21 protein-coding genes and 1 pseudogene are annotated in these 22399 nt (G+C 61.9%); 14 read left to right on the forward strand and 8 right to left on the reverse strand.

What is annotated here, in order from left to right; all coding sequences use genetic code 11:
• Positions 1–13: 13 nt before the first annotated feature.
• Complete coding sequence (locus tag ACSQ3Z_RS28710; protein ID WP_436174631.1) at positions 14–1261, reverse strand: cytochrome P450; 1248 nt, start codon at positions 1259–1261, stop codon at positions 14–16.
• A 105-nt stretch (positions 1262–1366) separates the two neighbouring features.
• Between ACSQ3Z_RS28710 and ACSQ3Z_RS28715 the strand changes: the two genes are divergently transcribed.
• Positions 1367–2470 (forward strand): NAD(P)/FAD-dependent oxidoreductase, encoded by a 1104-nt coding sequence (locus ACSQ3Z_RS28715; protein WP_436174632.1) that lies wholly within the window; start codon positions 1367–1369, stop codon positions 2468–2470.
• On the opposite strand, the gene ACSQ3Z_RS28720 is transcribed toward ACSQ3Z_RS28715, so the two are convergent.
• Positions 2467–3060, reverse strand: coding sequence for a hypothetical protein (locus tag ACSQ3Z_RS28720; protein WP_436174633.1), 594 nt, complete (start codon positions 3058–3060; stop codon positions 2467–2469). The genes ACSQ3Z_RS28715 and ACSQ3Z_RS28720 overlap by 4 nt on opposite strands.
• A gap of 297 nt (positions 3061–3357) precedes the next feature.
• On the opposite strand from ACSQ3Z_RS28720, the gene ACSQ3Z_RS28725 reads away from it, so the two are divergent.
• From ACSQ3Z_RS28725 to ACSQ3Z_RS28740, 4 genes are all read left to right on the forward strand, one after another.
• The gene (locus ACSQ3Z_RS28725; protein ID WP_436174634.1) at positions 3358–3987 is read left to right on the forward strand and encodes an ATP-dependent Clp protease proteolytic subunit; all 630 of its coding nucleotides are present in this window, start codon (positions 3358–3360) and stop codon (positions 3985–3987) included.
• A gap of 295 nt (positions 3988–4282) precedes the next feature.
• Entirely contained in the window at positions 4283–5557 is a 1275-nt protein-coding gene (gene clpX, locus ACSQ3Z_RS28730; protein WP_120015555.1) for an ATP-dependent Clp protease ATP-binding subunit ClpX, read from the forward strand.
• A gap of 274 nt (positions 5558–5831) precedes the next feature.
• Complete coding sequence (gene lon, locus ACSQ3Z_RS28735) at positions 5832–8243, forward strand: endopeptidase La (protein ID WP_436174635.1); 2412 nt, start codon at positions 5832–5834, stop codon at positions 8241–8243.
• 196 nt (positions 8244–8439) lie between these two features.
• Positions 8440–8712 carry an HU family DNA-binding protein gene (locus tag ACSQ3Z_RS28740; RefSeq protein ID WP_006201846.1) on the forward strand — a complete coding sequence of 91 codons (273 nt, stop codon included), beginning with the start codon at positions 8440–8442 and terminating at the stop codon, positions 8710–8712.
• Positions 8713–8803: 91 nt separating this feature from the next.
• On the opposite strand, the gene ACSQ3Z_RS28745 is transcribed toward ACSQ3Z_RS28740, so the two are convergent.
• The gene (locus tag ACSQ3Z_RS28745) at positions 8804–9826 is read right to left on the reverse strand and encodes an aldo/keto reductase (protein ID WP_436174636.1); all 1023 of its coding nucleotides are present in this window, start codon (positions 9824–9826) and stop codon (positions 8804–8806) included.
• Between the two features lie 187 nt (positions 9827–10013).
• On the opposite strand from ACSQ3Z_RS28745, the gene hxlB reads away from it, so the two are divergent.
• On the forward strand, positions 10014–10580 hold the full coding sequence (gene hxlB, locus ACSQ3Z_RS28750) for a 6-phospho-3-hexuloisomerase (RefSeq protein ID WP_436175178.1): 567 nt from the start codon (positions 10014–10016) through the stop codon (positions 10578–10580).
• Between the two features lie 4 nt (positions 10581–10584).
• Entirely contained in the window at positions 10585–11328 is a 744-nt protein-coding gene (locus tag ACSQ3Z_RS28755; RefSeq protein WP_436174637.1) for a creatininase family protein, read from the forward strand.
• A 50-nt stretch (positions 11329–11378) separates the two neighbouring features.
• On the opposite strand, the gene ACSQ3Z_RS28760 is transcribed toward ACSQ3Z_RS28755, so the two are convergent.
• The 3 genes from ACSQ3Z_RS28760 to ACSQ3Z_RS28770 all read right to left on the reverse strand — a co-directional run bounded on the left by ACSQ3Z_RS28760 (position 11379) and on the right by ACSQ3Z_RS28770 (position 15166).
• Positions 11379–12296 carry a carbohydrate ABC transporter permease gene (locus ACSQ3Z_RS28760; RefSeq protein ID WP_436174638.1) on the reverse strand — a complete coding sequence of 306 codons (918 nt, stop codon included), beginning with the start codon at positions 12294–12296 and terminating at the stop codon, positions 11379–11381.
• Between the two features lie 13 nt (positions 12297–12309).
• A complete protein-coding gene (locus ACSQ3Z_RS28765; RefSeq protein ID WP_436174639.1) occupies positions 12310–13431 on the reverse strand; it encodes a carbohydrate ABC transporter permease in 1122 nt (373 codons plus the stop codon).
• 70 nt (positions 13432–13501) lie between these two features.
• The gene (locus tag ACSQ3Z_RS28770; protein WP_436174640.1) at positions 13502–15166 is read right to left on the reverse strand and encodes an ABC transporter substrate-binding protein; all 1665 of its coding nucleotides are present in this window, start codon (positions 15164–15166) and stop codon (positions 13502–13504) included.
• A 314-nt stretch (positions 15167–15480) separates the two neighbouring features.
• Here ACSQ3Z_RS28770 and ACSQ3Z_RS28775 point away from each other — a divergent pair, with 314 nt between their 5' ends.
• The 4 genes from ACSQ3Z_RS28775 (at position 15481) to ACSQ3Z_RS28790 (ending at position 18572) form a co-directional block, all read left to right on the forward strand.
• On the forward strand, positions 15481–16539 hold the full coding sequence (locus tag ACSQ3Z_RS28775) for an ABC transporter ATP-binding protein (protein ID WP_436175179.1): 1059 nt from the start codon (positions 15481–15483) through the stop codon (positions 16537–16539).
• 29 nt (positions 16540–16568) lie between these two features.
• Positions 16569–17021, forward strand: a complete 453-nt coding sequence (locus tag ACSQ3Z_RS28780) for an RbsD/FucU family protein (RefSeq protein ID WP_436174641.1) — start codon at positions 16569–16571, stop codon at positions 17019–17021.
• Positions 17022–17025: 4 nt separating this feature from the next.
• The gene (gene rbsK, locus ACSQ3Z_RS28785; protein WP_436174642.1) at positions 17026–17955 is read left to right on the forward strand and encodes a ribokinase; all 930 of its coding nucleotides are present in this window, start codon (positions 17026–17028) and stop codon (positions 17953–17955) included.
• Between the two features lie 338 nt (positions 17956–18293).
• A complete protein-coding gene (locus tag ACSQ3Z_RS28790; protein WP_436174643.1) occupies positions 18294–18572 on the forward strand; it encodes a hypothetical protein in 279 nt (92 codons plus the stop codon).
• Positions 18573–18673: 101 nt separating this feature from the next.
• Here ACSQ3Z_RS28790 and ACSQ3Z_RS28795 read toward each other — a convergent pair whose 3' ends face one another.
• Entirely contained in the window at positions 18674–18838 is a 165-nt protein-coding gene (locus ACSQ3Z_RS28795) for a hypothetical protein (protein WP_436174644.1), read from the reverse strand.
• A gap of 1060 nt (positions 18839–19898) precedes the next feature.
• Here ACSQ3Z_RS28795 and ACSQ3Z_RS28800 point away from each other — a divergent pair.
• The 3 genes and pseudogenes from ACSQ3Z_RS28800 to ACSQ3Z_RS28810 all read left to right on the forward strand — a co-directional run bounded on the left by ACSQ3Z_RS28800 (position 19899) and on the right by ACSQ3Z_RS28810 (position 21641).
• Positions 19899–20066, forward strand: a complete 168-nt coding sequence (locus tag ACSQ3Z_RS28800) for a hypothetical protein (RefSeq protein ID WP_436174645.1) — start codon at positions 19899–19901, stop codon at positions 20064–20066.
• Positions 20067–20097: 31 nt separating this feature from the next.
• Positions 20098–21300: pseudogene (locus ACSQ3Z_RS28805) on the forward strand (AAA family ATPase).
• A gap of 146 nt (positions 21301–21446) precedes the next feature.
• Positions 21447–21641, forward strand: a complete 195-nt coding sequence (locus tag ACSQ3Z_RS28810; RefSeq protein WP_436174646.1) for a hypothetical protein — start codon at positions 21447–21449, stop codon at positions 21639–21641.
• A gap of 203 nt (positions 21642–21844) precedes the next feature.
• Here ACSQ3Z_RS28810 and ACSQ3Z_RS28815 read toward each other — a convergent pair whose 3' ends face one another.
• Positions 21845–22300: a phasin gene (locus tag ACSQ3Z_RS28815; protein WP_436174647.1), complete on the reverse strand. Its 456-nt coding sequence runs from the start codon at positions 22298–22300 to the stop codon at positions 21845–21847.
• Positions 22301–22399 lie beyond the last annotated feature (99 nt).

The following is a 22399-nucleotide window of genomic DNA, read 5'->3' on the forward strand; positions in this document are numbered from 1 at the left end:
GTCCTGTCGCTGGTCAGAAAGCCACCGCGAGCCTGTCCAGGCCATGGAAATGAAAGGTGTCGCGGAAGCGCGGCTCCTCCGCAAGATGGAGTTGCGGCTGTCGCTCGAACAGGGTTCTCAGCGACACCTGCAATTCCAACCTCGCCAGAGGTGCACCGATGCAGAAATGGATGCCGGCGCCGAACGAGACGTTCTTCTGGTCCCTGCGTCCGGGCCGGAAAGCAGCGGGTTCGGCAAAGGCCAGGGGATCGTGATTGGCCATGCCGAGCAGCAGCGCGATTTTGTCCCCGGGCTTGAGCACGATCCCGGGTCCGGCCTCGATCTCCTCATAGGCATAGCGCAGGAACATGTGCAGCGGCGCGTCGAAGCGCAGGCATTCCTCGACTGTTGCCGCAGTCGCCTCCGGCGACGGGAAGAAACGGCTGGGGTCACCGCCTTGCGCCAGGATCGAACGCACGGCATTGCCGGTCTGGTGTACGGTCGCCTCATGGCCGGCATTGAGCAGCAGGATGGCCGAGGACACCAGTTCGTCCTCCGAAAGTTTCTGGCCATCCTCCTGCGCCGCGATCAGCAGCGACAACAGGTCATCGCCCGGCTGCTTGCGCCGCTCGGCGACATAGCCGCGCAGGAAGTCGGAAAAGTCGCGCGCGGCGCGATTGGCCGTCTCCTCGATCTCGCGCGTGCGGCCATGCATGTACATGGCGACCATCTGGTGCGACCAGTCGAGCAGCTGCGGCCCCATCGCGACCGGCACGCCGAGCATTTCGGCAATGATGGTGATCGGCAAGGGCGAAGCGAAGGACGGCAGCAGGTCGACCCCATCAGGCTCGAACCGGTCGATCAATTCGTTGGCTAAAGCCTCGACGCGCGGCCTGAGCCGCTCGACCTGGCGCGAGACGAAAGCGCGGTTGACCAGTGTCCGCAGCCTGGTGTGGACCGGCGGCTCCAGCTCCAGCATCGAATTGGCCTCGATGCCGTCGAAGGCGGCGAGATGCGAGCGGTCCGCGCCGACACCGCGGCTGTCGGGAATGCCGGCCGGGTTCTGGCGGCCAAACCGGCGGTCGCGCAGCAGCCGGTTGACGTCGTCGAAACCGCCGAAGCACCAGAAGCCGTAATCCTCCCAGAAGAAGGCGCTCGATGCGCCATGCAGGAAGCCATAGGCCTCGTAAGGATTCTGGAAGAACGCCGGCTCATGCGGGTCGAGCCGCAACCGGCGGCTGGCTGGATCAAACACGAGATAGGAAGGCATCAATTCGGTCATGCCAGATGATTAGCGCGCCTTGCCTGCCCGCTGCCAGACCGTATGTTGGCGCCCGGCAACCCAATGTATTGAGCCAGAAGAAGCGGCTGCGGAAGGATGGTCTCGATGAACGTGATTGTGGTCGGTGCGGGCATTGCCGGGCTTTCGACGGCATGGTCGCTGGTCAAGGCCGGCCACAGCGTCTCGATCGTCGAGCAGGGGCCGATCCCCAATCCGCTCGCCGCATCCGGCGATCACCACCGCGTCATTCGTCGCGCCTACCGTGCCGGAACCGGCTATGGCCGGCTGATCACCGAAGCCTATGAGGCCTGGGACGAGATGTGGGCCGATCTCGGCGAAAACCATCTCGATCCCAGAGGCTTTCTCTGCATCTCGCGCGCGCCGGGCGACGAGGCCGAAGAATATCGCGAAGGGCTGGAAGAGGGGAATTTTCCGTTCGAATTGTTCGAGCCCGACGCTGCGGTCGAGCGCTGGCCGTTCCTCGAACCCGGCACGTTCCGCTACGCCTATTTCTCGACCGAAGGCGGCGCCTTGCATTGTCGCAGGATCGCTTCCGGTCTCGCCAAGTGGCTGCGCGAGAACGGCGCCAATGTGTATGAACACAGCAAGGTGACGGAGGTCGACGCCGAGGCCGGCCGCATCGTGCTGGCTTCAGGCGAGACGATGCGGGCCGACCGCGTCGTCGTCACGGCCGGTGCCTGGGTGCTGAAACTGTTTCCGGAACTCGGCGGCGAACTGAAGACGTACCGCAACGCACTCGCCTATGTCGAACCGCCGGCGGATCTGAAGGCTGCCTGGGAGGCGGCCCCCGTCGTCCTCGATGTCGGCGGCACGACCGACGGCTACATGATCCCGCCCAGCCGCGGCGCCGGGATGAAATTCGGCTCCGGCCTGCACAAGGTGCCGACCAGCGACGCCGACTGGAACCGTGAGCCGGTGCCGGGCGAAGGGGAGGCGATCCGCAACCTGTTTTCGCCGCCGATCGCCCGCATCGAGGAATACGAGGTGACCGAAGTCGTCACTTGCGCCTACACCTTCACCGCCGACGAGAAGTTTCTGGCACATGAAAAGGGCAAATGCCTGATCGTCTCGGCCTGCTCAGGGCATGGCTACAAATTCGGCGCCGCGGTTGGCCGGCGCGTTGCGGCGGCAGTCGGCGATGGCGACATTGCCGGCCTGAAACGCTGGCTGCGGGCGGAGGTGGCCTAATCCTGGCAGTGCCGCGCAATATGCACGCGCCGCCATTTGGTGGAGCCTTCTTGCACCAGCACCCGGCGCGCTACCCTCTGGTATGAAGGTGCAATCTCGGTGATGCGGCGTCGTTCCGGCCGCACCAGTACTTCTCGGGCGACACTTTCATATTCAGCCGGAAGGACCACGCGCCGCGTGCTCTCGGGCTCGACGACCACCGTTTCGGCAACGTGCGCATATCGCGCCTTGCGCCAGACCTTGCACAGCACCTTGCGGCCGTGGATGACGCGCCACTCCCAGGCATAGCCGCCATCGTCGACCTTGACCGTGTGGTAGATGGTACGCGTGATGGCCGGCACGACCTCATAGGTGACGCGAGGCGGCGCGATCTGCTCCACGCTCTCGCGCGTGCCGTAGATTGGCGGATCGTAGTCAACCAGCTGCCCGCCCGGGCTCACCATCACGTCCTCATAGACGGTGTCGTAAAGGGCCGGCCTGTGCACCGGTTCATAACACTCAAGCGCGCGGCCGCCGGCCGCGGTTTCGGACGCGGTGGCAAGAATTGCGAGGCCGGCAACGGCGAGCGATGCAGGGCTTTTCTGGATCATGACACTCCCCCTTCGCGAACTCGTGGTACAGTTCAACGCAGAAGTGTATCGGAAGGCGCATCGCGGGGAAGTGTTTTTGCCGCGTTTCGTTAAGCGGCGCGGTTAAGGAATTGCTACCGGGCGCCGGCCGCAATTCCTTGCGCTCAACGCTTGATTCGACTTAACCAGATGGTTAGGAGGGGCGGCCTTGCGCTAGGGTGAGCCGGCATCCTATTTACAATGTAACCGTCAAGAACCGATTCTGCCCGACTTGCTCATCTCCCGGCGCCGGAATCCCATCTCCAAAAAGGGATAGTCATGAAGAACCCCGTCGAAACCTACATGAACCTCGTTCCGATGGTGGTCGAACAGACCAATCGCGGCGAGCGGGCCTACGACATTTTCTCGCGCCTGCTGAAGGAGCGCATCATCTTCATCACCGGCCCGGTCGAGGACGGCATGGCGACGCTGGTTTGTGCACAGCTTTTGTTCCTCGAGGCCGAGAACCCGAAGAAGGAAATCAACCTCTACATCAATTCGCCGGGCGGCGTCGTCACCTCGGGCATGGCGATCTACGACACCATGCAGTTCATCAAGCCGGCGGTGTCGACGCTGTGCATCGGCCAGGCTGCTTCGATGGGCTCGCTGCTGCTCTGCGCCGGCCACAAGGACATGCGCTTTGCCACACCGAACGCCCGCATCATGGTTCATCAGCCTTCCGGCGGCTTCCAGGGCCAGGCGTCCGACATCGAGCGCCACGCCCAGGACATCATCAAGCTGAAGCGCCGCCTCAACGAGGTCTATGTCAAGCACACCGGCAAGAGCTACGACGAGATTGAAAAGACGCTCGACCGCGACCATTTCATGACCGCCGACGAGGCCAAGGATTTCGGTCTCATCGACAAGGTCATTTCGTCGCGCGAACCGGTCGAAGGCGTTGCCGCATAAGCCGCAATGGCAGCTGGATGGCGGGGATAACGCGCTTTTGGCGCGGTTTGCGGCATTTCGGCCACAATTGGCTGTTCCCTCGACGGTTGGGATTGCCTACGTTAAGGCTATGTTGATTTTCGACGGCTTAGCTTTGCGTGGGGTTTGTGCGAATCATTGCGACGTTTTCTGATTTGTGTTTCGTTCGGAATACGTTGTGTGAGCTGGGACACTGGCGGCGGCGAATTCCCGCGATAGATTGAATATGCGCCCTTTCAGCCAGACCATCGGCGGGCGGCCATGAAAGGACTGGAAAATGAGCAAGGTCGGCAGCAACGGCGGCGATTCCAAGAACACGCTCTATTGCTCGTTTTGCGGCAAAAGCCAGCACGAAGTGCGCAAGCTGATCGCCGGTCCGACGGTCTTCATCTGCGACGAGTGCGTCGAACTCTGCATGGACATCATCCGCGAGGAGAACAAGACCTCGATGGTGAAGTCGCGCGAGGGCGTGCCGACACCGCAGGAGATCCTCAAGGTTCTCGATGACTATGTCATCGGCCAGCCCTACGCCAAGCGCGTGCTGTCGGTGGCCGTCCACAACCACTACAAACGCCTCGCGCATGCCGGCAAGAACAACGACGTCGAGTTGGCGAAGTCCAACATCCTTTTGATCGGCCCGACCGGTTGCGGCAAGACGCTGCTGGCGCAGACGCTGGCCCGCATCATCGACGTGCCCTTCACCATGGCCGATGCCACGACGCTGACCGAGGCCGGCTACGTCGGCGAGGACGTCGAGAACATCATCCTGAAGCTGTTGCAGTCGGCCGACTACAATGTCGAGCGCGCCCAGCGCGGCATCGTCTATATCGACGAGATCGACAAGATCTCACGCAAGTCCGACAACCCCTCGATCACCCGCGACGTGTCGGGCGAGGGCGTGCAGCAGGCGCTGCTGAAGATCATGGAAGGCACCGTCGCCTCCGTGCCGCCGCAGGGCGGCAGGAAGCATCCGCAGCAGGAATTCCTGCAGGTCGACACCGCCAACATCCTGTTCATCTGCGGCGGCGCCTTCGCCGGGCTGGACAAGATCATCTCGGATCGCGGCAGAAAAACCTCGATCGGCTTCGGGGCCATCGTCGCTTCGCCCGAGGATCGCCGCACCGGCGACGTTTTCCGCCTGGTCGAGCCCGAGGATCTGCTGAAGTTCGGTCTCATTCCCGAGTTTGTCGGCCGTCTGCCGGTCCTGGCGACGCTGGAAGACCTCGACGAGCCGGCGCTGATCCAGATCCTGACCGAGCCGAAGAACGCGCTGGTCAAGCAGTACCAGCGCCTGTTCGAGATGGAGAATGTCGACCTGACCTTCCACGAGAACGCACTGTCGGCGATCGCCAAGCGCGCCATCGAGCGCAAGACCGGCGCGCGTGGCCTGCGCTCGATCATGGAAGCCATCCTGCTCGACACCATGTTCGAGCTGCCGGCGCTGGAAGGCGTGCGCGAAGTGGTTATTTCGGAAGAGGTGGTGTCCGGCAATGCCAGGCCGCTCTACATCTATTCCGAACAGAAGGAAAAGAAGGGCAACGTCAGCGCCTGACGTGAGCCTTGGACAGGATTTTGAAACGGCGCCCGCGAGGCGCCGTTTTGCTGTGGCGGCCGTTTCATGCCGCGCAACGAGGGATCGGATGGACCAGCCGGTGTTAACCCTTGATCTTTGCCCCTCGGGCATCCAACTAACAGCAGAAGGCCGTGGTGCCGAATTCTGTGCTGTAAAACTCCCGTCACAAACGGTGGTAGGCGGAACGATCCCCGGTCGTTAATATGAGATTCGCGGTTGGCCGATCGGTGGCCGCGACATGAAAGGTTGGACAATGGCCAAATTATCAAAGGCTCCCAGCGACGGCGTCTTCGCGGTTCTCCCGCTGCGCGACATCGTGGTGTTCCCGCACATGATCGTTCCGCTCTTTGTCGGGCGCGAAAAGTCGATCAAGGCGCTGGAAGAGGTGATGGGTCAGGAAAAGCAGATCCTGCTTGCGACCCAGATGAATGCCGCAGACGACGATCCCGAGCCCGATGCCATCTTCGACATCGGCACGCTCGCCAACGTGCTGCAATTGCTGAAGCTTCCCGACGGCACCGTGAAGGTGCTGGTCGAAGGCGCCTCGCGCGCGAAAATCGTGTCGTTCACCGACCGTCCCGACTTCCATGAGGCCCGTGCTTCGGCGCTGGTCGAGCCGGAAGAGGAAGAGGTCGAGATCGAGGCGCTGGCCCGCTCGGTCGTCACCGACTTCGAGAACTACGTCAAGCTGAACAAGAAGATCTCGCCCGAAGTGGTTGGCGCCGCCAGCCAGATCGACGATTATTCCAAGCTCGCCGATACCGTCGCCTCGCATCTCGCCATCAAGATCCCCGAGAAGCAGGAGATGCTGGCCACGCTTTCCGTCAAGGAGCGGCTGGAAAAGGCGATGGGCTTCATGGAAGCCGAAATCTCCGTCCTGCAGGTGGAGAAGCGCATCCGCTCGCGCGTCAAGCGCCAGATGGAGAAGACCCAGCGCGAGTACTACCTCAACGAGCAGATGAAGGCGATCCAGAAGGAACTCGGCGAAGGCGAGGACGGCCGCGACGAGGCCGCCGAGATCGAGGCGCGCATCAAGAAAACCAAGCTCTCCAAGGAAGCCCGCGAGAAGGCGGAAGCCGAATTGAAGAAGCTGCGGACGATGTCGCCGATGTCGGCTGAATCGACCGTCGTGCGCAACTATCTCGACTGGATCCTGTCGATCCCGTGGGGCAAGAACTCCAAGGTCAGGCATGACCTGGCCTTCGCGCAGAACGTGCTCGACACCGACCATTTCGGCCTCGACAAGGTCAAGGACCGCATCGTCGAATACCTCGCCGTGCAGAGCCGCCAGAAGAAGCTGAAGGGGCCGATCCTGTGCCTCGTCGGCCCTCCCGGCGTCGGCAAGACCTCGCTCGGCAAGTCGATCGCCAAGGCGACCGGCCGCGAGTTCATCCGCATGGCGCTGGGCGGCGTGCGTGACGAAGCCGAGATCCGTGGCCACCGGCGCACCTATATCGGCTCGATGCCCGGCAAGGTCATCCAGTCGATGAAGAAGGCGAAGAAGTCCAATCCGCTCTTCCTCCTCGACGAGATCGACAAGATGGGCCAGGATTTCCGTGGCGATCCGTCGTCGGCCTTGCTCGAAGTGCTCGATCCCGAGCAGAACTCGACGTTCATGGACCATTACCTCGAGGTCGAATACGACCTGTCGAGCGTGATGTTCGTGACGACGGCGAACACGCTGAACATCCCTGCGCCCCTGATGGACCGCATGGAGATCATCCGTATCGCCGGCTACACCGAGGACGAGAAGATCGAAATCGCCAAGCGGCACCTGATGCCGAAGGTGATCCGCGATCACGCGCTGCAGCCGAAGGAGTTCTCCGTCAGTGAGGACGCGATCCGCGGCATCATCCAGACCTACACCCGCGAAGCGGGCGTCAGGAGCCTGGAACGCGAGCTGATGAAGCTCGGGCGCAAGGCGGTGACCGAGATCCTGAAGACGAAGAAGAAGACGGTGAAGATCACGGCGGACAATCTCGCCGACTATCTCGGTGTTCCGCGCTTCCGCTTCGGCCAGGTCGAGGCAGACGATCAGGTCGGTGTCGTCACCGGTCTTGCCTGGACGGAGGTCGGCGGCGAGCTGCTGACGGTCGAAGGCGTCATGATGCCTGGCAAGGGCCGCATGACGGTGACCGGCAATTTGCGCGACGTGATGAAGGAATCGATCTCGGCGGCGGCCTCTTATGTCCGCTCGCGGGCCATCGATTTCGGCATCGAGCCGCCGCTGTTCGACAAGCGCGACATCCACGTCCACGTGCCGGAGGGGGCAACCCCGAAGGACGGGCCGTCGGCCGGCGTGGCGATGGCGACTGCGATCATCTCCGTCCTGACCGGCATTCCGATCAAGGCCGATGTCGCGATGACCGGCGAGATCACGCTGCGCGGCAGGGTGCTGCCGATCGGTGGCCTGAAGGAGAAGCTGCTGGCCGCGCTGCGCGGCGGCATCAAGAAGGTGCTGATCCCGGAAGACAACGCCAAGGATCTGGCGGAGATACCGGACAATGTGAAGAACGGCATGGAAATCATTCCGGTCGCACGCGTCGGCGAGGTGCTGCGTCATGCGCTGGTGCGCATGCCGGAGCCGATCGAGTGGGTCGAACCGGTCAATCCTCCGGCCGCCGCCGATACGACGGACGACGCCGGAAAGTCGCTTGCGCATTAGTTTCAGCTAAAGTTGCAACGCACAAAACGAAAGCCGGGCCTCGCGCCCGGCTTTTTCATGTGAAAAACCCCGGAATTCCGGGCTTTTTTCGACCTTTTGCTGCTTTTTCGACTTGGTTGCAGGAACGCTTCTTTCTAAAGTCCGTTTCCTGCCGGATGAGTCGAGTGTTCCGGTTTTCTCATGGAAGGGAATTTTGATGAACAAGAACGAACTGGTGTCCGCTGTCGCCGACGCTGCAAGCATTTCGAAGGGTGACGCACAGTCTGCCGTCGATGCGGTGTTTTCCGTGATCACTGGCGAACTGAAGAAGGGCGGCGATGTCCGGCTTGTCGGCTTCGGAAATTTCACCGTGTCAAAACGCGCTGCTTCGACCGGCCGCAACCCGCAGACCGGCGCGGAAGTGAAGATTCCGGCGCGCACCGTGCCGAAGTTTTCGGCCGGCAAGGGCCTCAAGGACGCGGTCAACTAAGACCTTTTTCTTTAGAGATCAGAAGAGCCGGGCTTGCCCGGCTTTTCTTTTGCCTTTTGATAAGGCCGCCTCTGCCGAGAGGAAAGCCGCCCTATGCGGTTGGCGCATCCGCGCGCATCAGCCCTTCCTGCTTGAGATCGGCCCACAGCGCTGCTGGTAGCGTGGCATCGAGCAGCGAGCGGTTGCTTTCGACCTCGCTCGGCCGCTGGCCGCCCGGGATCACCGAGACGACGGAGGGATGCAGCAGCGGGAACTGCAGCGCCGCCTCGATCAGGCGCACGCCGTGGCGTGTGCACACGGCTTCGATGCGGGCGACGCGGTCCATGACATCCTGCGGCGCCTCTGAGTAGTTGTAATAGGCGCCGGGCTTCGGGCCCGTCGCCAGTATGCCGGAATTGTAGGGGCCTCCGAGAACGATGCCGATGCCGCGTTTCTGGCAGAGCGGCAGGAAGGAGGCCAGCGCCTCCTGTTCCAGCAGCGTATAGCGCCCGGCAAGCAGGAACAGGTCGAAGTCGCCACGCTCGGCCAGCGTCTGGCAGACCTGCCATTCGTTGATGCCGCCGCCGAACGCCTTGATCGCGCCCTGGTCGCGCAGCGAAAGCAGCCCGTAATAGCCGGAGGTCATGAACTCCTCGATGCGCTGGTCCGCGGCTGCCTTGCTGCCATGGGTGAAGATGTCGACATCGTGCACGAAGAGGATGTCGACGCGGTCGACGCCGAGCCGCTCCAGCGAGGTCTCGAAAGAGCGCATGACGCCGTCATAGCTGTAATCGTAGACCTCCTGGCGCGACGGCGTGTCGAAGAACTTGCCGATGCCGGTGCGCTGTTCGGGCGGACAGGCACGCATCAGGCGCCCGACCTTGCTCGACAGCACATAGTCGTCGCGCTTCTTGCCGCGCAGGAACGGATTGAGCCGCGTTTCCGACAGGCCGAGCCCATAGAGCGGGGCGGTGTCGAAGTAGCGGCAGCCGGTCTGCCATGCCGCTTCCAGCGTGGCGTTGGCATCCTCGTCGGAGACTGCGCGGTAGAGGTTACCGAGCGGCGCCGTGCCGAAGCCGAGTTCGGTGAAGGCGATGCCGCCATTGCCGATGCGGTCGAAATGCCGTGTCTTCATGTCCTGCCATTTTCCCGGGCTGATTTGTCTGACATGACACTATCATGCCGGTGGCACAGCAAAAGCACCGAGGGCCGTTGGACACGCATTTTCACGGTGATAGCATGAACAAAAACAAGCTGTTCGGGGGAAACGTGAAGAAGAGATCGCGATTGCTTTTCGGGTCCCTCGAGCAGGTGGAATGCGTATGACCGGCACCGGCACGAACCTGTTCGACACCGCACTGGGTGAACTCGGCAAGGTGCTTGCGCCGGTCGACGAGAGCCAGATCGATGCCGCTTGCGCCATGCTTGCTGGCGCCGGAAAAATCGCTGTCTATGGCTGTGGCCGCGAGGCGCTACAGGTCAAGGGTTTCGCCATGCGGCTCTATCACCTTGGCCTGCCGGTGTCGGTGGTCGGCGACATGACCACGCCGCCGCTGGGTGAGGGCGATGTCTTCCTGGTCAGCTCCGGGCCGGGCGAGACGACGACCGTGCTGACCCTGATGCAGGTCGCCCGCGATGCGGGCGCCACGGTGCTGCTGCTCACCGCCGAGGCGGCAAGCAGCGCGACCAGGCGCGCCGACTTCACTTTGCTCATCCCGGCGCAGACCATGGCCAGCGATCAGGGCACGGCAAGGACCTCGGTGCTTCCCATGGGTTCGCTGTTCGAAGGTGCGCTGTTCCTGCTCTTCGAAGTGATGGTGCTGAAGCTCAAGGATCTGACTGGCGCCTCGCCCGAAGCGATGCGCGCCCGCCACACCAATTTGGAGTAGGGGCATGCGCTATGAGTTGATGCTGCCGCACCAGATCCGCAGAGCGATCGAAGAGAACTGGCCGGTGGTGCTGCCGCTCGGCGTGCTCGAATACCATGGCGAGCACATGGCCGTCGGCATGGACACGCTGGCCGTCGTCAAGACGCTGGAACTGCTCGAGAAGGAAGCCGACATCGTCATCCTGCCGCCTTTCTATTATGGCGCGGCGAGCTATGCCGTGGCGCCGCCGGAAGGCAACGGTTCGGTGCAGGTCGGCGGCAACACGCTGGCGCCGTTCGCGGAGGAACTGTTCTACAGCCTGCTGCGCGTCGGCTTTCGCAACATCCACGCCATCATCCATCACCAGACCGAGAATTTCGCCGCCGGCATGCCGACCGATCTCGCTTTCAAGAGTGCCGGCCGGCAGGCGCTCTTCCGCTTCCTCGAAAGAGAGCGCGGCGAGGGCTGGTGGGGATCCGAGGCGATGGCCGGCTACTATGCCGAACACGCCGAAGGCGGCAACTTCTTCAACTGGGTGCAAGTGCATCCGCTGATGCCGGCGGTGATGAACGGAAAATACCCGTTCGACCATGCCGGCATCGGCGAGACCTCGCTGATGTTGGCGCTCTGCTCCGAAGCGGTCGACGCCGGCCATTTCGCCGACAACACCCGCTGGTACACGGCAAGCGCGCCGGCCGCTTCTGCGGAACTGGGGCAGAAGGGTGTTGCGATGATCCTTGATCATCTGCGGGCGATACTGTCGGCCTAGCCTGGTCTAGCGCGGCTTCTCCCACAGGCGGAGAAGGAAAACAGCGCCGCCTACTTCACCGCACCCGCCGTCATGCCCATGATCAGGTAGCGCTCGAGCGCAATGCCGATGACGGCAAGCGGCGTGATGGCAGCGGTGGCGAGCGCCGCCATCGACCACCAGTTGATGCCTTGCGAGCCGGTCTGGCTGGCCACCATGACCGGAATGGTCTTGGCGTCGGTCGAGGTCAAAAGGGCGGCGAAGAAATACTCGTTCCAGCACAGCACCATCGCCAGGATGAAGGCGGCGACCATGCCGGGCAGCGCTATCGGCATGACGATGCGGAAGAAGGCGCCCCAGATCGTCAGGCCGTCGACGAGTGCGGCTTCCTCCAACTCGACCGGGATCGAGTTGAACTGGTCGCGCATGATCCAGATGACGATTGGCAGCACCATCAGCGTGTAGAGCAGGATCAGCCCGACGCGCGTGTCGAGCAGGCCGACTTCGCGGTAGAGCACGAGGAAGGGGAGCGCGAGCACGACCGGCGGCAGGATCAGTTGCGACAGGAAGAAGAACGAGATGTCCTCGTTCTTGAACCAGGCGAAGTGATAGCGATAGCGGGTCAGCCCATAGGCGGCGAGGCTGCCGATGATGATGGCCAGGCTCGACGCGCCGACCGAGGTGATGACCGAATTCATGAAGCGCTTGAGGAATTCGTCGCGCACCGTCGAGGTTCGGAAGATCGAGTCCGGCGACAGGCCGAGCGAACGCCAGCCCTTCCAGTCGGGCTGGAAGTCGACGAAGGGGATCAGATGGCCCTGGGTGACGTCGACCGCGGTCTTGAACGAGGTGGTGATCGTCCAGTAGATCGGGAACAGGCAGATGAAGGCCCAGAACACCAGTGCGCCATAGATGAAGACGCGGTTGGCGATAAAGCCCGCCGGGGAGCGGATTTCGGAAGCGGCATAGTCGGTGGTCTGGACGCTCATGGTACCTGCCGGCTCAGTTTACATTGCGCACGAAGCGGTTGGCGAACTTCAACAGCCAGGTCACGAACACGACGATGATGATGAGATAGGCCATGGCCAGCATGGTGCCGTAGCCGACATTCGAACGGTCGCGGTACTCGCGGTAGATGAAGCTCGACACTGAATCGGTGGCGCCGCCGGGACCGCCCGAGGTGACGGTGATGATGATGTCGGCCAGCTTCAGCTTGAAGATGATGCGCAGGATCACCGCCGTCACCGACACCGGCAGCATCAGCGGGAAGGTGACCTGCCAGAAGGTCTGCCAGGGCGTGGCGCCGTCGACGCGCGCCGCCTCCAGCACCTCGCGCGACATTGCCTGCAGGCCGGCCAGCAGCATGATCATCATGAACGGGATGAAGGTCCAGGCATCCAGCACCATGATCGAGATGCGGGCGGTGATCGGGTTGGAGAAGAAGGCAGGATTGTCCCAGCCGAGAGTGCGCGCCAGCGTTGCGGCCGGCCCGAACCGGTATTCCATCAGTGACTTGCCGATCATCCACGACACTGCGACCGGCGACAGCATCAGTGGCATCAGGAAGACAACGCGGAAGAATTTTCGCGCCCGGATCTGGGCACTGAGGAGCAGTGCCAGGCCGAAGGCGATGACGTACTCGACCAGCACGGCGAGCACATAGAATACCATGTTGAGCAACGCATTGCGGTAGTAGGGATCGCCCAGCATCTGCCAGAAATTGTCGAGCCCGTTGAATTTCCGGCCGGCGAAGGAACTGAGGTTCCAGTCGGTCAGCGCGATGTAGAAACCGAACAGCGTTGGGAAGATCACCATGGCGATGGTGAACAAAAGCGCCGGCAGCAGGAACAGCGCGCGCTGGCCGTCTTCGCCGCGCGTCAGCACCTGGCCGGCGCCGAGCGCCACGCCCCACAACACATAGGCATAGACAATGGGGCGCCAGGTTTCGAAACCGAGCGTGGTGACTTCCGTCTTGTAAAGGATCTGCAGCGCGATCACGGCCATCAGGCCGAGTGTCGCCGCGGCCATCAAGGCAAAGCCGAGCCGTTTGCGGCCCGGCGCGATCAGATCGGATGGAACGCCGTTTGCCGGCCAAGCATTGGTGGGCAAGGTCTGTTCAGCCACGCGTCCCGTCCGTTTACAAAAAAACTCCCTGACCGGCCTAAGGCCGGTCAGGGTTCACTATAGTATCAGGCTACATGCCAAGCGAGGCCTTGTAGAGCTTGATCTGGTTCTCGCGACCGATCTGGTCGGTCAGCTTCTCCCAGGCGGCGGCAATCGCGTCGGCGCCTTCCTGCGCCTTCATCTTGCCGGCAAAGGTGTTGGCCAGGATATCCTCGGCGGCGCTGTAATACTGGAAGATGCCGGGAATGCGTGGCTCGATGGCGGCGTTCGGATGGTTGTAGCTGTCGGCTTCCGACTTGAGGTACGAGGTGATGAACGCCTCGTCGTAGCCCGCCGCCACCCATTCCGGAATGTTGAAATGGCTGTTGCGGTAGGGCTGGAAGCCCGACGGATACGCCGCGCACCAGAGCGACAGATCCTTGCCGCCGAGATGGGCTGCCGCGGACCAGGCGGCCTTCTTCTTCTTTTCGTCGCTGTCGACGCGGGCCATGACATAGACGCCCCAGCCGAGATAGGCGCAGTTCGGCGAAAAGTTCGGGCCGCTCGCAAGCTTGTCCCAGGCGCCCGTCTTGGAATTGTAGACATCGTCCGAGCCGGGCAGGATCGAGAAGCCGACCGTATCTCCGATGACCGAAGAATCGTTGGTCTTGGCGTTGGAGCCGATGTCGCCCCACCACGGGATCATAGAGCCGGTGCCGGCGAGGAACTGGCTGAAGCCCGTTGTGTTGGGATCGGCGTTGATCTGGTCCGGCGGCTCCGACGGCAGCGCATCGATCACGTCCTGGATGGCGCGCACCCAGGCCGGATTGTTGATGCGAGGCTTCATTGTGTCGGCGTCGAACAGCCAGGCTTTGTCGTCCGGATGCTTGGCATAGGCGGTGGCGCGGCTGCCGAGGAAGTAGAAGCCGAAGCCACCCCAGCCCTTGGGCGCGTCGAGATAACCGTAGACGTCCTGGCCGTTGAACTTCTTGCCCTTGAGGAACTTGGTCACGGCCTGCACCTGCTGCCAGGTGGTCGGCACGCCCCAAGGGGTTGTATTGCCGGCGGCCTTCCACTCATCGGCGAGACCCTTGTCGGCGAAGACATCGGTGCGATAGTTGAAATTGTGCGCGTCGCCGTCGACGGTCACGCGGTACTGCTTGCCATCCCAAGTGCCGACCGGCGGCTGCAGATAGGCCACGACATCTTTCATGTCGATCTGTTCTTTGACCCAGTCCGGCATCTCGGAGGCCAGCCCCTTGCCGCAAACGTCGCCTTCGAAGGGCGCCCCCATCTCGATGACGTCGAAGTCGACGGTACCGGTGGCGATCGACTGTTGCAGACGGGCGCCGTAATCGGCCTGTGCCAGGTCGATCCAGGTGAATTTGGCGCCGGTATAGTCTTCCCACGCCTTCAGGAAGCCGCGGTACAGCACATTGTGCAGGTTCTGGTTGTTGAGGCCCATGAAGGTGAGCTCGACACCGGCGAACTCTCCTTGCTTGACACTGGCCTTGGTGGCGCCAAGGCACATCTCGCCGACCTTCTGGAAGTCGGCGTCGGTCGGTTGACCCTTGCCGACGCCGGGCACCTGCAGGATCTGCGCGCGCAGATCATCGGCGGCGAAAGCCGGACGCGTCAATGCGCCGAGACCCACGCCCGATGCCGCTGACAGCGCAGCCATGCCGGCCGCTCCCTTCAGCACATCGCGGCGACTGGCACCCGCGCGCATAAGTTGGTTGAAAAGGCTGACTCTCATCTCGTTCCTCCCAGAAGATCAATGGTGACAGTTTTCGGATAGTGGAGCGCTGACGGTGTTCCCCAACGACGCGACTCCCGGAAATTATGGCCCCAGCTTCCTCCCGTAACGCGTCGACTTCCGATGTCCGGACAAGCGTGCCGACGCGCGGAAGAGGGCCATGAACCCTGACGCCTTCACTATTCGCACAACCGATTGCCGTGTCAACGACAATAGGTTTTTTATCTATAAGAGACTGACTTGCCCTTGCCGTCAGCGTTGGTTAGCTTCACGGCAAACGAAGGGCCTGCAGGTCCAAAACCCCAGGGGGGATGATGGCTCAAGTCGCGATCAGCAATGTGGCCAAGGCGTTCGGAACCGTCAAGGTCCTGCACGACGTCAGCGTCGATATCGCCGACGGCCAGTTCGTCGTGCTGGTCGGTCCCTCGGGGTGCGGCAAGTCCACGCTGCTCAGGATGGTGGCGGGGCTGGAGACCGTTTCCGGCGGCACGATCGCCATCGGCGAGCGCGTCGTCAACAATTTGCCGCCGGCCAAGCGCGACATCGCCATGGTGTTCCAGAACTACGCACTCTATCCGCACAAGACGGTCGAGCAAAACATGGCCTTCGCGCTTAAGCTGCGCAAAACAGATCCGGCCGTCGTCGCCGAACGGGTCAAGCGGGCGGCCGACATCCTTGACCTCAATCCCTATCTCAAGCGCTACCCGCGCCAACTTTCGGGCGGCCAGCGCCAGCGTGTCGCCATGGGCCGCGCCATCGTGCGCAACCCGCAGGTGTTCCTGTTCGACGAGCCGCTGTCCAACCTCGACGCCAAGCTGCGCGTCCAGATGCGCACCGAGATCAAGGAACTGCACCAGCGGCTGAAGACCACCACCATCTATGTCACGCACGACCAGATCGAGGCCATGACCATGGCCGACAAGATCGTGGTGATGCGCGATGGCCGCATCGAGCAGATCGGCGCGCCGCTGGAGTTGTTCGACCGGCCGGCCAATCTCTTCGTCGCCGGCTTCATCGGCTCGCCCTCGATGAACCTTCTGAAGGGCATCGTGAAGAAGGGCGACAGGCCGGTGGTCGACATATCGGGCGCGCCGTTCCCGATCTCCGCGAACAGCGCCGCGCAGGACGGGCAAGCCGTCGTCTACGGCGTACGGCCCGAACACCTTGAAATCCATCCCGACGGCGTTGCCGCCAAGATTTCCGTGGTCGAGCCGACCGGCTCGGAAACCCTGGTCTTCGTGCGCTTCGGCGAGGGCGAGATGGTGGCGCTGTTTCGCGAGCGCCACGACTTCAAGCCGGGCGACACGCTGCACCTGCGGCCGCGCCTCGACCAGGTCCACCTCTTCGACGCAGAGACCGGCAAGCGGCTCTGATTTCCAACCGACTTTCCACGAGGAATACCATGCTCAAAGGGATCAATCCGCTGCTCAATGCCGATGTGCTTCAGGCGTTGCGGGCGATGGGCCACGGCGACGACCTGATCGTCTGCGACACCAATTTTCCGGCCGATTCCGTGGCCCGCCAGACAGCACTTGGGCGGCTGCTGCGCATCGATGCTTCGGCTGCCGACGTGGCCAAAGCGGTGCTGTCGGTCTATCCGTTGGACACCTTCGTCGATGACGCCGCCGCGCGCATGGAGATCGTCGGCAAGCCGGACGAGGTCCCGCCCGTCCAGAAGGAAGTGCAAAAGGAGATCGACGCTGCCGAGGGCAAGGCGTGGCCGATGATCTCGGTCGAGCGCTATGCCTTCTACGAACGCGCCAAGAAAGCCTATTGCGTCATCCAGTCCGGCGAGCGCCGCTTCTATGGCTGCTTTGCCTTCCGCAAGGGCGTCGTTCCGCCGGATGCGGAGTAGCGACATGGCGGCCGGCAAGCCTGTCGTCATCCTTGGTGTCTTCGTCGCCGACACCGCCTATCGCGCCGATCGCCAGCCGCGCATGGGCGAGACGATCCTCGGCAACTCGTTCAAGCTCGGCCCCGGCGGCAAGGGTTCGAACCAGGCAGTCGCGGCCGGCCGGCTCGGCGCCGACATAACCTTCCTGACGCGCCTCGGCGTCGATGCTTTTGCCGACATGGCCAAAGGGACCTGGAAAGAGGCCGGTGTGAAGAGCGCCGTCATCGATACGCCCGACAGCTATACCGGTGCCGCCTACATCTTCGTCGAGGAAACGACCGGCAACAATGCCATCATCGTCAGCCCCGGCGCGGCCATGCTGATCTCGCCCGACGACATCGAGGCCCATGCCGATCTGATCGGCTCGGCGGGCGTTTTCGTCACCCAACTCGAACAGCCGATCGAGGCGGCGCTGAGCGCACTCGAGATTGCGCGCGGGGCAGGGGTGACGACGATCCTCAACCCGGCGCCGGCAGCAAGCCTGCCTGACCGCATCTACGCGCTCTGCGACTATGTCACGCCCAACGAGACCGAGGCCGAGGAACTGACCGGCATCAAGGTCTTGTCGGTCGACGATGCCCGCCGTGCCGCCGACAGCTTGCTGAAAAAGGGAGTCGGCGCGGTAATCATCACGCTTGGCGAAAAAGGCGCGCTGCTGCACACGGCCAGCCGTTCCGACCATGTCGGCGCGGTCAATGCCGGCCCGGTGGTAGAAACCACAGGTGCCGGCGATGCCTTCAATGGCGGCCTCGCCGCCGCACTGGCGAAGGGCGTCGAGCCGCTGCAGGCGGTGCGCTTCGCCTGCGCCGTCGCCGGCATTTCCGTGACCCGACCCGGCACCGCCCCGTCGATGCCGACGCTGCGAGAGGTCGAGGCGCTGCTGGCGAGGGGTTGAGCTCGACAGCGTCGCTTCAGCCTTACCAGTCCGGATTGTCGTCGAGCCAATAGGCATCGAGGCAGCCGAGCTGGCGCGGGATGCCTTGCCGCTCGACCAGGGTGGCATATTAGCCACAGGTAATGTTAATCGGCAGTCTGGTCTTGCGCCATTGCCATAGGTGTCCCGTAATGGGCCACTGGGTCTGGCGCGGCAATTGCACTGACAGCAATGCCGGGCTCACTCATCAGCCCGGCAATCCGGGGGGCAAATTGGGGGCCCCGCCGCTCCGCTAATGGAGCGGCGGGTCTTTAGCGGCTGAAAGGCGCTGAACCGCCAAAAAATGGGAGCTGGGTGTCATGTATTTTCCGCAGTTTCTGGTGGGCATGTTCGCGACGTCGTTGATCGTGGCGATCTGGGCTGAGATGGAAACCGGCTCCGTCTGGAAAGCCCTCGGTTGGGCTGTTCTTGCTCTGATCATTCTTCAGGTCGGATACATCGGCGTGATCCTCGGCCTGATCTATGGACGGGGGTCGAAGGGCGCCGAGGCGGACCTGGCATCGGCAAATTCCATGCCCGCGCTCCGTGGGGAGTTGGGTAAACTTCTGCAGCGATGGAATCGAGCGCGTCCGCGGTAATTGGTTCGCGCGCCGTCCGTCCATAGCGACCTCTGTTTGAGAACGTCGCCCCACTAGGACAATATTTCCTTGCGTCGGTCGGCAGAGTCAACGGCACGAGTTTAGCCGGCAGGCATGCGCGCCAGATTCATCGCTTTGCGGCGTTCGATTTTTTGCCAGACTTCATGCTCGGAGCAGGCGGAGACTGTGCCGACATCGGGATCGAATACGATGATTGTTCCTTCATGCGTCCAGATGGCGACGCATTTGCGTAGAGCACGAAACATCACAGCGCCCCCCGGCGCAAGGCTCTCAGTCGCATCCGATAGAAAGATGCGCCCATGCCAGATGGTCCCGCAAGGCGGACCCATGGCCCCATTGCCGCGGCCACTTGCGCATGCCGATTTGGACTTCAGTCGGACGAAACAGTTGGTCATTGACCGCTCCCCACCGCAACCTTGCCTTACGCCAGCCATCCGAAGACGCCAGACCGCAATGGCGCTGAGCGGAGCGGCCCGGCACTCGCGAGCGGGGTAGGCCAGCAAATACCGGGCCTAGCCGGCGGGGCTCTGTTGGGGGGCGGCGCCGGCTGCCCTAATATATGCGCAAATGCTAATGTGCGTGAGGCGTGCAAATGAGGTAGGCGGACCCACTGAAATCCGGGGGCTTGGCCGATGGGAGATGGCCGGCGCCCATTGGGCGGGGGGCTTTGGGGTAAAGGCGCCGGCCAGGCGGGCAATCAAGTCCGCCGCCTGAGCAAGCTAGCAGATGGGCCGCCGCTGCGTATGGCGTGATCGCGGAAGCTAGTGCACGGGCGGCAGCGCCAGCCTCACCACCGCGGCAACGGCCATCAGCAGACAAGCGCACCTTCCGGCGGCAAGGTAGAGATGGTTCACCAAGCGTTGGACTTTTCGGCGGCGAGGCCAAAATATCCGTACTGAGCCTTAAGTTTTTGCCGCGCCTCACGGTGGCGGGCTTTTTCATGCCCGCTGCTTACATGACGCCTACATGGCGGGAAATGATCTGACATTCGTCGGCATCAACCTCTAAAAAGATAAGACTTTTCAGAGAGTTAATGGCGCGAGTGACGGGGCTCGAACCCGCGACCTCCGGCGTGACAGGCCGGCACTCTGCCTTTCAATTACGCGAATAGTTTCAACTTTTCTTGTGCCTTAACGGGCGCCAACAACGGCGAAAGTTGAAACCGAATACCGGGACAACCGGCCGACTTTTCGTGACTAAGAAACTCCCGGAAAAGGAAAACCAGTGCAAATTCTATCAATCCGGCCGGAAGCGGGCGGACGAACCCTTGCGCGATTCGACCTTCAGTTGGTCGACGGCGTGCGCATGTACAATTTGAAGCTCGCGGAAAAGCCAGACGGCTCGCGGCGTGTTTTTGCGCCAAACGCCTTCGGCGGTCCCGCCGCCACCTTTACGACCGAAATTGCCGAACAGATCGTGCGCGCGGCTAGCGACGCACTGGGAGAGAATCCGAGTGAACAATCCGCAGCCTGAAGTAGACAACCCATACAAAGTTGGCGACCGCGTGCATCACGCCACCTGGCAAGCCGGGACCGTCGAGCAGATCAAGGGAAACCGCATTTACGTCGGTTTCGACAGGGGCGTCGGGAAATTCATCCATTGGGAATTTCTTCGCTCCGGGCCGCCGAAGGCCAGCAACGATAATGACCTCCCTCTCATCAACCCGGCAGATTGGCACGGCATGCCGGTTCCGCCGCGAGAATGGTGGGCAGAGGGTTTGGTACCAATGCGGCAGGTGACGTTGCTGTCTGGTGACGGTGGCGTCGGCAAATCATTGCTGGCGTTGCAGTTTGCCGCGGCCGGGGCGCTTCAGTGCGAAACGCTTGGCCTTTGCCCGCTACCTGGCCGCGTCATATATCTTGGCGCGGAGGACTAATCTGCCGAATTCCATCGACGCCTCGCCGACATCGTGTGGGCGCAGCAACGGAAGCTTTCCGACCTTGCTGATTTCCGCCTGCTACCGATGGCGGATGCCGATGCTCTGCTCTCCGTTCCGAACAGAACCGGTCAGTTGGAGCCAACTCCGCTTTGGCATGCCTTCGCCGCGGAAGCGCTTGCTTTCCGACCGCGGCTTATTGTGCTCGATACTGCAGCCGACTTGTATGGCGGCGATGAAATAAAACGCGGCCAGGTTCGGCAATTCATCGGTATGCTGCGGAAGCTCGCGATTGAGATTGACTGCGCAATCGTGCTGCTAGCGCATCCGTCAATCCAAGGCATGCAATCAGGAACCGGCCTTTCCGGCTCCACCGGCTGGGGCAATTCCGTGCGCTCTAGATTGTATCTCACCGCCGACAGGGACGATGCAAACCTACGCGTCCTGACCAACAAAAAGGCGAACTATGGAAAGGTCGGTGGCGAGCTTCGTTTCCGCTATCTCGATGGCGCCTTTGTGCTCGATGACGGCAAACCCTCACCAGTCGCTTGGCTGCTGAATAAGCAAGCGGATGAAATCTATGTGGATCTGTTGTCCAAGCTCAACCATCAGGGACAGCGCCTGAGTCCTAGTCCTAGCCAAACTTACGCTCCGAAGATCATGGCTGCGCACGCGGAAGCCAACGGACTGACAAAGCGCCAACTTGCCGATGCGCAGCAGCGCCTCCTCGACAAAGGATCCGTCAAAATAGTTGAGGAGGGCTCGCCGTCACGTCGATACCGTCGCCTTTTGGTGGCGTCGGAAATCTATGGGGAGGCGCCTTCGAACTAGGCTTCGAACTACCTTCGAACTGCTTCGAACTATGTGCTTCGCACACCCCCTTATACCCCTTGCGAGTGCGAAGGTTCGCACACGGGTTCGAACCCGTGCGAATCTTCGTCACTCAAAAACAAAAGAAACCAGAGGAGAGAACACTAATGGAAGAAATCGAAATGATCCCTTTATCTAACCCGATCGACGCCATCCATCCTGACAACGGCAAGAGCGTCAAAGTCGTGGGCGTCGATCTCTCAAGCGCGTTCGGGCCGAAGATGATTGTCTTGGTGACCGACGTCCATGGCACACACGTCGATGTAGTCGACCACGTCAAGAATCGTCGGCCGAGCGCCTAAACGATGGGAGGCGCTGATGGATCTGGCTCGCTCTACAAGCACCACCACCAACGAGTCCGCCAAGCCATTCAGGGGCAGGCGGATGAATTGGGAGGAGTTCTATCAACTGCGGCCAGATCTGCGACCGACGGCCGTAGCCACGACTCTCCACCTAGGAAAAGCCGTGGCCACTGCGCCCCCGCATTCTCTATCCGTCTAGACAGCTAGGCGACTCTGAGTTCCTTGACCGCCTTCTCGAAAGCCGTCTTCATCGGCTTAGAGACGTCTTCAACGGCCTTCGTCGTGACGGCCTGGAAGTCTTTTGCCTGCTCGACGGCCTGTTCAACCTGGCTGCGGACGAAGGCGGTCTGCAGTTCAACGAATTCGGAAGGCGACTTAACGGCGATCAGTGCTTCAAAGTGCGAGAAGGCGGCGTCGGCGTTGGCGCGCAGAACGGCGATGGTCTTGAGCGACAAGTCGCTGGAAACGGTCTTGGCGGTCTTGTAGGTCGACTCCAGAACCTTCTGGGTTTCCTCGGACCCTGCCTTGAATTTGGCGAGAACTTCTTTCGACTGCTCGACGCCTTTTTCGGTAAAAGCACTGACCTGCTCAATGGCCTTGGACGCATCAAAGGCGGCGTTGTCGATAAATTCTGCGGTCTTTTCGGTGGTCTTGGACATCGTTACCCATCCTTGGTTTGGGGGGGGCAGCTTTAAGAAGCCCCTTCGCATTTGCATTAGCATTACCTAACGGAAGTTTTTGTGCAATGCAACATATTT

Origin of the sequence: Mesorhizobium sp. LjNodule214, from assembly GCF_964252735.1 — a bacterium.
In the GTDB taxonomy this organism is placed as follows: domain Bacteria; phylum Pseudomonadota; class Alphaproteobacteria; order Rhizobiales; family Rhizobiaceae; genus Mesorhizobium.

Excerpts from the sequence above, each read along its gene's own strand:
- ACSQ3Z_RS28740 (WP_006201846.1), top strand. The coding sequence starts at position 8,440 with ATGAACAAGAACGAACTGGTGTCCGCTGTCGCCGACGCTGCAAGCATT.
- ACSQ3Z_RS28715 (WP_436174632.1), top strand. The coding sequence starts at position 1,367 with ATGAACGTGATTGTGGTCGGTGCGGGCATTGCCGGGCTTTCGACGGCA.
- ACSQ3Z_RS28790 (WP_436174643.1), top strand. The coding sequence starts at position 18,294 with ATGTATTTTCCGCAGTTTCTGGTGGGCATGTTCGCGACGTCGTTGATC.
- ACSQ3Z_RS28775 (WP_436175179.1), top strand. The coding sequence starts at position 15,481 with ATGGCTCAAGTCGCGATCAGCAATGTGGCCAAGGCGTTCGGAACCGTC.
- ACSQ3Z_RS28795 (WP_436174644.1), bottom strand. The coding sequence starts at position 18,838 with ATGTTTCGTGCTCTACGCAAATGCGTCGCCATCTGGACGCATGAAGGA.
- ACSQ3Z_RS28770 (WP_436174640.1), bottom strand. The coding sequence starts at position 15,166 with ATGAGAGTCAGCCTTTTCAACCAACTTATGCGCGCGGGTGCCAGTCGC.
- ACSQ3Z_RS28780 (WP_436174641.1), top strand. The coding sequence starts at position 16,569 with ATGCTCAAAGGGATCAATCCGCTGCTCAATGCCGATGTGCTTCAGGCG.
- clpX (WP_120015555.1), top strand. The coding sequence starts at position 4,283 with ATGAGCAAGGTCGGCAGCAACGGCGGCGATTCCAAGAACACGCTCTAT.
- ACSQ3Z_RS28810 (WP_436174646.1), top strand. The coding sequence starts at position 21,447 with ATGGAAGAAATCGAAATGATCCCTTTATCTAACCCGATCGACGCCATC.
- ACSQ3Z_RS28755 (WP_436174637.1), top strand. The coding sequence starts at position 10,585 with ATGCGCTATGAGTTGATGCTGCCGCACCAGATCCGCAGAGCGATCGAA.
- rbsK (WP_436174642.1), top strand. The coding sequence starts at position 17,026 with ATGGCGGCCGGCAAGCCTGTCGTCATCCTTGGTGTCTTCGTCGCCGAC.
- ACSQ3Z_RS28725 (WP_436174634.1), top strand. The coding sequence starts at position 3,358 with ATGAAGAACCCCGTCGAAACCTACATGAACCTCGTTCCGATGGTGGTC.
- ACSQ3Z_RS28710 (WP_436174631.1), bottom strand. The coding sequence starts at position 1,261 with ATGACCGAATTGATGCCTTCCTATCTCGTGTTTGATCCAGCCAGCCGC.
- lon (WP_436174635.1), top strand. The coding sequence starts at position 5,832 with ATGGCCAAATTATCAAAGGCTCCCAGCGACGGCGTCTTCGCGGTTCTC.
- ACSQ3Z_RS28720 (WP_436174633.1), bottom strand. The coding sequence starts at position 3,060 with ATGATCCAGAAAAGCCCTGCATCGCTCGCCGTTGCCGGCCTCGCAATT.
- ACSQ3Z_RS28760 (WP_436174638.1), bottom strand. The coding sequence starts at position 12,296 with ATGAGCGTCCAGACCACCGACTATGCCGCTTCCGAAATCCGCTCCCCG.
- ACSQ3Z_RS28815 (WP_436174647.1), bottom strand. The coding sequence starts at position 22,300 with ATGTCCAAGACCACCGAAAAGACCGCAGAATTTATCGACAACGCCGCC.
- ACSQ3Z_RS28800 (WP_436174645.1), top strand. The coding sequence starts at position 19,899 with ATGTACAATTTGAAGCTCGCGGAAAAGCCAGACGGCTCGCGGCGTGTT.
- ACSQ3Z_RS28745 (WP_436174636.1), bottom strand. The coding sequence starts at position 9,826 with ATGAAGACACGGCATTTCGACCGCATCGGCAATGGCGGCATCGCCTTC.
- hxlB (WP_436175178.1), top strand. The coding sequence starts at position 10,014 with ATGACCGGCACCGGCACGAACCTGTTCGACACCGCACTGGGTGAACTC.